This window comes from Symmachiella dynata, assembly GCF_007747995.1.
GTDB lineage: Bacteria > Planctomycetota > Planctomycetia > Planctomycetales > Planctomycetaceae > Symmachiella > Symmachiella dynata.
Genome location: NZ_CP036276.1, coordinates 1,176,938 through 1,187,606 on the forward strand (window position 1 = coordinate 1,176,938; position 10,669 = coordinate 1,187,606).

The following is a 10,669-nucleotide window of genomic DNA, read 5'->3' on the forward strand; positions in this document are numbered from 1 at the left end:
AAGCTCAGGAGTTGATCTCCCGGTATATGCAGCTGATCTCATCGTCAATGTAACTTTGTCGAAACGCCAGTCTCCGCAGTTTTCCACTAGTGGTCTTGGGCAATGTTGCCGGTCTCAGGAGGAGAATTTCTGCTGGATTGACGCCAAAAGATAAGTTCACCGCATAGCGAATTGCCGCCACAACCGTTTCCGGCGATATCTGACGTATGGCAGTTCTTTGGAGCTCCGCAGAAACAATCAGTTCCTCCTGGCCGTTGATTTCGGTGGAAAACACCAAAACACCGCTGGGGGCAATCGCAGCGTCGGCAGCGCAAACGCGTTCCTCAATATCCTCGGGATGAAGGTTTTTGCCGCGCACGATCATTAATTCTGAGTTCCGACCTGTAATAAACAGTTCACCAGCGGATAAAAAACCTACGTCCCCTGTGCGGAGAAAACGATGCGACTGGCCGTCTAAACTCAGCTCGAAGAATTGTTCGGCATTCAGATCTTGCCGCTGGAAATACCCGCGTGTTACGGAAGGTCCAGCGAGACAAACCTCGCCGATCTGTTCATCGGGCAATGGTTCGCCCGCGGTATCGATGATCAAAACGCAAGATCCATCAAAGCATTGTCCGCTGCCTGAGAGGCTGGTTTCATCGTCCGGCGACGAAGGAGGGGTGATTTGTTGCCGGGCCAAGGCGGCTGTGCTGACCTGTTTGATCACCGGCGCAGCATCCACCGGACCGCCGGTCGCCATCAGTGTCGCTTCCCCTAAACCATAACAGGGAAAGAACGCCTCGCGACGAAAACCGCACCCCGAAAATCGTTTGACGAAACGGGCGAGTGTTTCTGACCGAACCTTCTCTGCCCCCACAAACGCGACTCGCCAAGACGAGAAATCCAAACCCAACAGATCGTCATCGCGGATTTTTTCCAAGCAATGCCGATAACCGAAATCGGGACCGCCGGAGATTGTCACTTTATGATCTGACATCAATTGCAGCCAATGCAGGGGGCGCAGCACGAATTCCTCAGGGGGAATGCACCAGCTTGTGAGTCTTGCAAACATCGCACCGAGGTAGCTACCGACGAGGCCCATGTCATGGTAATGCGGCAGCCAAGTGACAGCCCGGTCGTGCTGCGCGTCTAGCTGCATGCGTTCACAGATGAACCGCAGGTTGGACAGTAAGTTCGCGTGTGAAATCTGCACCCCTTTGGGACGCGAGGTGGAACCGGACGTATATTGCAAAAAGGCAATATCCTGGGCAGCTGCATCGAAACGCGGGGCAGCTGTTTGGTTACGCCACTGGCTGGGAGTGACCACGGGAAGACCATCGAAATAGGGATGCTGATCTCGACGCTTGTTCAAAACCTCCGCCACTGAGTCGTCCACGACCAAGACTGACGGTTCGCAGTCTTGACACAAACTGGCGAATTGCTCGCTGTTTCGATTGAGATTGGGAACGTGCAATGGGACCGCGATCACGCCGGTGGAGAGGCAACCCATAAACGCTTCCCAAAAGGCGGCCCCCGTGGGGAACAGCAACAGCGCGCGCTGACCCAAAGATGTATATTCCGAAAGCACCGCGGACGCTGCTGCGGCACGCGTCACCAGTTCCCCGTATGTCAACGAATCGGCAGCTTGCCACCGGGTTGCGGGAAATACAAACAGCGGTTTATTGGCGAATTGGGATGCCGCTTCGTAAAGCTCTGTGCAGAGTGTCATCATCATTTGTTCCAAGGTGTTGTCACCGGCTGACTGAAAGGCATTCGCCATCATCAATGACATATCGTATCATCATTGAATGAACAATCCCGCTTGTTTTCCATCCGAAGAATCGTTTCGCGACCAGACCTCGCCTTGCCGGTAGGTCACGACAATGGCATGCGGCAGCGCAGTCGATGGACTAGTCGAGGCAGCATTACGGTTCAAATGGAGCAGAACCTTGTTGTAACCAATTCCAAATCCCCTTGTTGTTGGCTTCGTTTTCGTAAAAGGTGACTCATGATTTCCTCCGTTTGTTTATTGCTTACGACGATCACCCTGGGAGCCCAAGACAGCACCGAGTATTTCAAAATCACCGTTGTCGACGAGCAGACCAACCGAGGCGTCCCACTCGTTGAATTGAGAACTGTGAACGATTGCCGCTACTACACGGATTCCGCTGGGGTAGTTGCATTTCACGAACCTGGATTAATGGACAAAACAGTGCATTTCTTTGTGTCCAGCCATGGTTACGAATTTCCTGCCGATCGTTTCGGTATTCGCGGGACGCAACTCAAAGTGAGTCCAGGAGGCAGTGCCACGATCCGCATCAAGCGCAACAACATTGCCGAACGCTTGTACCGCGTGACTGGGGGAGGAATCTATCGCGATAGTGAACTTGTAGGAGATGAAGTTCCAATCGCCCATCCGGTACTTGGTGCACAAGTGCTTGGTTCAGACAGCGTTGTGAATGCTAAGTTTCAAGGACGCCTGTATTGGTTCTGGGGAGATACCAACCGCCCATCGTATCCACTGGGGAACTTCCACGTCCCCGGTGCAACCACGCCACTTCCGGGATCTCAAGGCGTGGATCCCAGTCGCGGTGTGAGCCTGAATTATTTTATCGGCGATGATGGCTTTGCGAAGGAAACAGCCCATATGCCCGGTAAAGGTCCCACGTGGATCAACGGGTTGGTGACGCTCACGGACAAACAGGGCAACGAGCGAATGTTTGCGAAATATGTCAAAATTAAAAATTCTCTGACTGTCTATGAGCGCGGATTGGCAGAATTCAACAATGACGAGAAAGTCTTTGAAAAACGACAACAATTCGACATGCAAGCGCCGCTTTATCCTTACGGGCATCCCTTCATTCACCGAGACGGTGATATGGAATATGTATATTTCGCCGACCCTTATCCACTGGTACGGGTCAATGCGAACGTTGAGTCGCTCCAGGATCTTGAACAATATGAAACCTATAGCTGCCTCCGCCAAGGAAGCCGCGAGAAACAATTGGAGTTGGATCGTGACGCGAATGGCAAACTCGTCTACGCATGGAAGAAGGACACGACTCCATGGACGCTGCAGATACAGCAGGAGTTAATCAAACAAGGGCGCTTGAAAGAAGAGGAAGCCTATATCCACTTTGAGGATTCAGAAACCGGCGATACGGTGCTACCAAGCCGCGGGTCGGTGTATTGGAATGATTTTCGAAAAAAATGGGTGATGATCTTTGTGCAATTCGGCGGCCGTTCTTTTTTGGGCGAGGTCTGGTTCGCCGAAGCGGACGACCTGACCGGTCCATGGTCCAAGGCGGTTCGCATTGTCACTCACGATAAATATTCGTTTTATAATCCCAAGCAACATCCGTTTTTTGCCCAAGAGGATGGACGGTTCATTTACTTCGAAGGGACATACACGAAGACATTCTCCGGAAACGACCACCCGACTCCGCGCTATGACTACAACCAAATCATGTACCGGCTTGATTTATCGGATCCGCGGTTGTCGCAATGAGGTTCTCTGTTTTTGAACGGGGACAAGAATTCCGGAGTCGAGGAAGTATTTTGTGGTGCAAAACGGAGAACTGTGTTAGTCTGTGCGATCGTTTCCCAAGTCAATCCGCTGCCCGCAAATCAATATCGCTCCTGCCCAATTCCACGAACCATCAATGGTTGACGGCACGTTCGTCTCCGAGTCCACGGTTAATGCCATGAACGATGAAACCACTTCTTCTCCAGACACTAGCCAGCCGCCTACACGCTCATCCGCTGAAATTCAGAATTGGTTGCTAGATAAATTGGCGGAAGAATTAGAGATCGACCGCAGCCAAATCCAGGTCAATGAACCGATCTTGGCGCAAGGAATCGATTCGATGCATGTGGTCGCCATTGTCGCACAATTGGAGGACTGGTTGGGCATTCGTTTTTCCAGCAATCCCTTGGAGGATTATCCGTCGATTGAAGCTTTGTCACAATCGTTGGGAGCAAATGACGAGCCCGGCTAGTCCTTGCTGAAAATGAAATGAATGGTGTTGCAGTCTCGTTCAGTCCAGACGGTGGTGAGTATTTTTTCTAATCTGTAGCAGCGGTTATTGCCTAACTGGCTCAGCAACTGCCGATCAGGCAGGCCAGGATGCGGTTAGGGGAATTCGGTCCCGGAGAGACAATATGCCGGAACAAGAACGAACAGACGATCTTTCGCAGGCAACCGGAACCGACAGCAACCCATCGCCCGGTGGAGTTCCAGCCAATTTCCTGTTCGTGTTGGCCGAGTTGCTGCTGGCTGCCGGAATTGTCTATCTCTTCGACATCGAAGGACAGCGTCTGTTGTTCCCGGTGATGTGCGTGATGATAGCTGGTTTCGCGGTACATACCTGGCTGCCGAAACCCTATCGCATGGGATTCTTTGCGTGCCTGTCGGCCAGCTGTGTTTTGCTAGTCCTAGGAATGACCAACGGCCTGTACGTGCTAGGAATTGGCGGTGTATTGATAGGCATTTGCTACTTGCCCATCGGTTTGTGGTTTCGCTGGCTCATGCTGATCGCCGTTGGCGTGGTACTCATCGTGCTACGAAATCAATGGCCGCTTCCGATGTGGCCAGTCTTGGGATCGATGTTCATGTTTCGGCTGATGATCTATTGTTACTCCACGCGAAAAGCCGTGGCGAACCCGCCTTTGACGACAACCTTGTCCTACTTCTTCATGGCGCCGAACGTCTGTTTTCCACTCTTTCCCGTAGTCGATTTCAATACGTTTCGCGACTCGTGGTATAAAGAGGACACTTGGAATATCTATCAGAAGGGCATTGTCTGCATCGTCCGCGGCCTGACCCATTTGTTGTTGTATCGCTACATCAAATTATATCTCGTTCCGGAACCGTATGAACTGTATGACGTGCCGCACATCGCGCTGTTTATGGTGACGAATTTCGCACTCTATTTGCACGTGTCCGGCCAATTCCATTTGATCGCCGGATTGTTGCATCTGTTTGGATTTGACCTGCCGCGAACGCACGACCGGTATTTTTTGGCGTCGAGTTTCACCGACATCTGGCGACGGATCAATATCTACTGGAAAGACTTCATGCTGAAGTTGTTTTTCTTTCCCACGTTTTATTCTCTGCGCGGCCGAGGTTGGGGGCTGGGGCTGGCCACGGTTGTGGGGGTGCTGATCGTCTTTTTAAGCACTTGGCTACTGCATTCGTGGCAGATGTTTTGGTTGCTTGGCCGCTTTCCCGTAACGGCCAACGATGCCTCTCTGTGGATGGGTGTCGGTCTGTGTGTTGCCATCAATGCGCTGCTCGACATGCGGCGAGGTCGTCGCCAAGATCATTCCGCGTGGCGAGCGGCATTTAGCCTTTCAGCCCGCACGGCAGGCATGTTTGCATTAGTCAGTTTATTCTGGGCCTGTTGGACGAAGCCTGGATTTTTGACGTTATTTGCAGGAGTCCTACGTCGTCCCGGTGCCATGAACGGCCTGATGCTGGTCCTGTTGGGTTTTCTACTCGTCATCCTCCTCGGGGCCATCGTGGTTCGTCTCAAGGGATATTACGATTCCCGCAAAACGCAGCGTCCTGCAGCTTCGTTTCGAGAGTCCGCTAAAGTGTATGTCATCGGCATGGCATTATTTGTAGCACTTGGTTCACCACGTTTTGCGACATTGCTCAGCTCAGACATTTCCAGTGCCCTTGCCGATTTCCGAGAGGATGCTGCGCGCGAAGATGCGATGGGACAAGTGGCCGGGTATTACGAGGATATGAATTCGACCGCCATTCAGGCCGGTCCAATGCTTTCCTCCTGGTCGCCTACCGACGAAACACAGCGTGCCCAGGCAGCCGGCTTTGACTTAATTTCCCGGCCATCTGACCTTGCGCAAATAACCGAATTGATACCGGGCGTGCGCGTCGAATTGGACGGCAAACTAACGTCCATCAATCAGTTCGGTATGCGCGACCGGGAGACTCTCACATTGAACAAACCAACCGGCACGACACGAATTGCCATGGTGGGTTCCAGCGTGATCATGGGGTACGGCGTAGGGGACGACGAAACCTTCGTACGCCTTTTGGAAAATCGCATCAACGAAGAGTTGCCCGGCGGCGGGCAGTATGAACTTTTGAATTTCGGCGTCGGCAAACAGTGGCCCAGCCATCGGTTAGTCCGCATCCAACGCAAAGTGTTTGGGTTTGACCCCGACGCGATTTATTACTTCGCACACCAAGATGAATACCAGTCGTTTGTTGATCATTTGGCAAAGCTCATCGCCGCCGGCAAGCTGATTCGCTCGCATCCAATCGAACAATTGATCAACCAAGCCGGGATTACGCAGGACATGCCACCCGGGATTATTCATAACAAATTGAATCAGCAGCGCAACGAACTTTTAGTCGCCGTTTATCGCACCATCGTCGAAGAGTGCCGAGAACGCGGAATCTTGGCGGTATGGATCTACTTGCCGATTGGTGCCGATCCCGACAACCTAGCGGCACAATTGATGCCACTCGCACGCGAGGCAGGTTTCATTGTTTGCGAAGTACCGAACTGGGCAGAGGGGCAACCGACCAGCGAACTCATGATTCCCGGCCAACAGTATCATCCACACGCGGACGGTCATGCGATGATTGCCGAGGCCATGATGAAAATGCTCCAAGCACATCCAGAGGCACTTCCGCCGTCGAAACAGTAAGTCATTGCAGGGCCACATTGACCGTCAACTCGTTTTTCGTTGACGAATATGTCTTAGCGATAATTCTGCGACATCCCATTCATCATCGCGTGAAGATGGTGATACCGCCCAAAGGAAAAGACCTGTAAAGCCACCGACGACCGGCCAAGCCCCCCAACCCGCGTTCACCGCCCCATCGCCACCTGCAAGTGCCATCCCAACGCCAGCGCCTGAAAGAAAACCTGCTCCAGCGCCCCAACCGGCGCCATCCCAACCACCCCACAAATACCCCAAAGAGCCACCAACTAATGTACCAATTGCCATCGATGTCAGAAGTGAACCAACATTGAATGCTCTAAGGCCAGTCGGATCCCACCCATTCACCGGGTCCCCATGCGTATACAAATACTTATGCAGCGACTGCGGGGTACGCAAATTGCCAGAGAACGGGTCGAGGTGGTTAAACCGCCCAGAGTTCGGATCATACCATCTGGCCCGCAGGTATTGCATCCCAATCCGGCTGTCGAAGGCTTCGCCGCTGTAGAGTCGGGTTGTCAGGGCGGCTGCTTCGTCGAAGCCGATCGCCCGGCCGTAGGCGGTGTCGGCGTAGTGCTGCACGAACGCTGCTGTTGCGTCGAGGACGGTGTGGGGGTTGTCGTGGGTGTTGGGGCGGAGCGTGCGCGGGCTGGTTGTTGGGGGGGCGTCTTACGTGTGATGCTGTGGGAAAAACGAACCTTTGGGCCGACTTCAGTCACATTCCATCTCACCGGACGTCACAACAGGGTCCAGCGGCTCGTTGTCTGCAGGGCGGGCGAACTTGTCGTCACGGGTGACTCGGGGCGGTTCTCGCTGGGCCAATGAAGTTGGTGGGTGGTTTTGCCGAAATTTACTGGCTATTTGCAAACCTCTCACACGGATGCGCACGACGATCATTTGTGTTCATCCATCCATTTTTGAATCGCCTTTAACTGTTGTTGAACTTCAGGCCGTTCAAAATACTTGTTCTTAATTAGATATCGTTCATCCATGATCTCCTGAAACGGCCTCCCTCCACAAAGTGCATTCTGGTAATCTGCACCACTTTCAAGAAGAAGTAAAACGACTTCGTAATCGTTTTGTAAAGTGGCTACCGTTACCGGAGGACAGTCCAAGTGGTCTGGTTTATTGATATCAGCACCGTATTGAATCAGGAGTTTGATATTGTCGATGTGGCTGTTGGTAATGGCGAAATGAAATGGAGTCCCTTCAAAGGGAGACCCAGAACCAATGTTGACTAAGTTTGGATCGGCTTCATGCTCCAATGCTAGTTTTAACCATTTAGGATCATCTTCTATAGCCGCCCAATGTGTGACAACGCGCTGCTTGCTCATAATGAAATTTGGATCCGCACCGCACTTCAAAAGCGCTTTATAGCTCTCGAAATGTTTCGAGGAGAGCGCGAGGAAAAGTGGTGTCTCTCCGCCGAAATTACGGATGTCAAGGTCGCCACCCGCATTGGAATAGGTTTTGATGGCCGCCGCATCGTTTTGTTCAACAGCGTCCCAAATATTGACGCCCCCAGCAGACCCGCCACAGCCTATCATGAATACATTAACCAAACCCAGCATGAATATTGTGCACTTCATATTCACCCCATGATTACCTTGGACTCAATGGATTACATCATTTTTCGCATCCCCGAAAGTACTTCAGGCATTCCGTGGCGCATCGCTAATGAGAAACTATCGCCTTCCAGCCAAAATGGCGTTCCGACTGAATTTGGCATCAGCCCGCCAAGGACTCCGGCCAGAGCGATTCCTTGCTGTCCCCAAACAGCTGCACCGGCCATAGCAATACTTGTGTCTTGAAGTGTGGAAAGAATGTCGCCTTGGACACGATAGGCGTGCACTCTTTGGTTGACACCCGCGGTATTGGCACTGGGGTACATTTCTGCAAAATTGGCATTCAATCCGGACGCGTTAAAGGTTGTGGCAGGCCTGTTGTAAACAACCGCAGCTGCCGTCGCAAGTCCTCCTCCCAGTGAGTGACCAACAAAACGATCAACCGAGCCATACTTGCTTTCCCATATGTCGGCAATTTCGATTGCCTGCGCGTATTGAAGAGAGGCTCCAAACAATCCTTGAGAAATGTTGTTGATCCAATCTTGCCTGTCTTTGGGGTCAGTTCCAGCATAGGCAATCACGCGCTCGTTACCTCGCTGAAAAAGACGGGCACGAAAGCCAGTTGTGCCGTCACCTTCGTTATCATCAAGGGCAACCCACCCGGGTACGTCGCTGCGGTCATATGCGGCGTCTGCTAGCAGGGCATACTGATAGTCTTCTCGAACCTTCCCACTGTCAAGTGGAGTGATAAGTTGCGTGAATTTAGTTTGGAGCTTCAATACGGCATGAGCGTATGCAGCATGCACCGCCACCTTGAATAATCCACGAACCGCCGCGCTAATGATTGCCTTGGCCCCTGTTGAGATTGCAGAGGCCATTGCTGACATGTTAACCTTTAGCCCTAATATGCTAAATTCCAGCCCAGTCGGATCAATCCCATTCACCGGGTCGCCATGCGTATACAAATACTTATGCAGCGACTGCGGGTCTCTCAAATTGCCAGAGAACGGGTCGAGCCGATTAAACCGCCCCGAATTCGGATCATACCATCTGGCCCGTAGGTATTGCATCCCAATCCGGCTGTCAAACGCTTCCCCGCTGTAGAGCAGCGCCGTCAAGGCCTGTGCTTCGTCGAAGCCGATGGCCATGCCGTAGGCGGTGTAGGCGTAGTGCTGCACGAAAGCCGCTGTCGCGTCGAGGACGGCGCGGGTGCTGCCGTGGCCGTCGTAGAGCAGCGTGAGCGGGCTGCCGGCCTCGGTGCCGCCCGGCGTGAACGTCGTCTGGTCGATCACGTCGTGACCGAGCGTGAAGACTTTCGCATCGGTGACATTCGCCGTGCCAGCTTCGCGGACAATTTTCTCGATGACCTGGGCATACCCGGTCGGGTTCATGTCGTCGACGAGGTAGGAGGTCTCCTCGTGCTTTGTCACAACCAGCGCAGTTGCCGGGTTTTGATCGGTGTCTTCCTCAACCTTGTACGTCGAACCGACACGGATGCCCCTGCCGTCGTAGACGTAAGTCGTCGTCTCCTTCTTCACGATGTCGCTATTACTGTCATAGGTGTCGATGACCACCTCGGACATGCGGCCCTGCAAGTCGTAGCTGTAGTCGACCACGCTCAGTGTCTGCGTGCTATAAGTCTCCTCGATAGTTTTCGAGGTTTGCAGCGTACCGGTGTAGCCGTAGGTCGTGGTCGTGTCATCGGTTTCCAGATTCACGCCGTCGTCGACGTCGCCGATGATTTTCCAACTGGTCAGTAACCGGTCATTATCGTCGTATGCATACGTCAACGTCTTATCAACGATCCCATCGATGACTTTCGACAGGCGATTGCCGACGAGGTCATAGGTAAACGTCGTCGTGTAATCCAAATCATTATTGTGGCTGTCGTAGTCTTCTTCGACCAAGCGGCCGAGGTTGTCGTAGGTCCAGGCGATGTCGGTGGTGTAGGCCGTGCCGCTTTCCCAGTACTTCTCGGTGACAGCGGTGCGACGGCCGTCGGCGCGGACGGTGTAGTCGTACTCGGCCAGTTTGTCGTTGTCGGCCAGGTTCTCCGGCGTTTCATCCGGCGAATAATGCGTCATCACGTCGAGGCGATTGAGTGCATCGTACTCGTACGTGGTGATCATGCCATTAGCGTAATCGACGCGGGACAGGTTGCCGACAAGATCGTAGCTGTAGGTCGTCACCTCCGCCGTGTTCAGGTCGACGCCGTTGCGGCGGACGGTGCTGACGGTTTTTAAGCGGCCCAGCGCATCGTAGCTGTAGGTCCAATCGTGCGTCGGGTCGGCCGGGTTGCCGATCGATTTGCGGACCTGCCGGCCATAGTTATCGTACTCATAATTCAGCACACCCTCAGGCGTATCGATTTGGGCGAGGCGGTCGAATTCGTCGTAGGTAAACAGCGTTTCGCTGCCATCGTTGCCGGGCAC

7 protein-coding genes are annotated in these 10,669 nt (G+C 53.1%); 3 read left to right on the top strand and 4 right to left on the bottom strand.

What is annotated here, in order from left to right:
• Positions 1-4: 4 nt before the first annotated feature.
• Positions 5-1,771, bottom strand: coding sequence for a fatty acyl-AMP ligase (locus Mal52_RS04485; RefSeq protein ID WP_145374520.1), 1,767 nt, complete (start codon positions 1,769-1,771; stop codon positions 5-7).
• Between the two features lie 216 nt (positions 1,772-1,987).
• On the opposite strand from Mal52_RS04485, the gene Mal52_RS04490 reads away from it, so the two are divergent.
• From Mal52_RS04490 to Mal52_RS04500, 3 genes are all read left to right on the top strand, one after another.
• Positions 1,988-3,487 (top strand): DUF4185 domain-containing protein, encoded by a 1,500-nt coding sequence (locus Mal52_RS04490; protein WP_145374521.1) that lies wholly within the window; start codon positions 1,988-1,990, stop codon positions 3,485-3,487.
• 154 nt (positions 3,488-3,641) lie between these two features.
• The gene (locus Mal52_RS04495; protein WP_145374522.1) at positions 3,642-3,977 is read left to right on the top strand and encodes an acyl carrier protein; all 336 of its coding nucleotides are present in this window, start codon (positions 3,642-3,644) and stop codon (positions 3,975-3,977) included.
• Positions 3,978-4,140: 163 nt separating this feature from the next.
• The gene (locus Mal52_RS04500) at positions 4,141-6,657 is read left to right on the top strand and encodes an SGNH/GDSL hydrolase family protein (protein WP_145374523.1); all 2,517 of its coding nucleotides are present in this window, start codon (positions 4,141-4,143) and stop codon (positions 6,655-6,657) included.
• Between the two features lie 24 nt (positions 6,658-6,681).
• On the opposite strand, the gene Mal52_RS30340 is transcribed toward Mal52_RS04500, so the two are convergent.
• The 3 genes from Mal52_RS30340 to Mal52_RS04515 all read right to left on the bottom strand — a co-directional run bounded on the left by Mal52_RS30340 (position 6,682) and on the right by Mal52_RS04515 (position 10,669).
• On the bottom strand, positions 6,682-7,254 hold the full coding sequence (locus tag Mal52_RS30340) for an RHS repeat-associated core domain-containing protein (protein WP_145374524.1): 573 nt from the start codon (positions 7,252-7,254) through the stop codon (positions 6,682-6,684).
• Positions 7,255-7,565: 311 nt separating this feature from the next.
• A complete protein-coding gene (locus tag Mal52_RS04510; protein ID WP_197534657.1) occupies positions 7,566-8,243 on the bottom strand; it encodes an ankyrin repeat domain-containing protein in 678 nt (225 codons plus the stop codon).
• Between the two features lie 50 nt (positions 8,244-8,293).
• Positions 8,294-10,669, bottom strand: a complete 2,376-nt coding sequence (locus Mal52_RS04515; RefSeq protein ID WP_145374526.1) for a Tle-like phospholipase domain-containing protein — start codon at positions 10,667-10,669, stop codon at positions 8,294-8,296.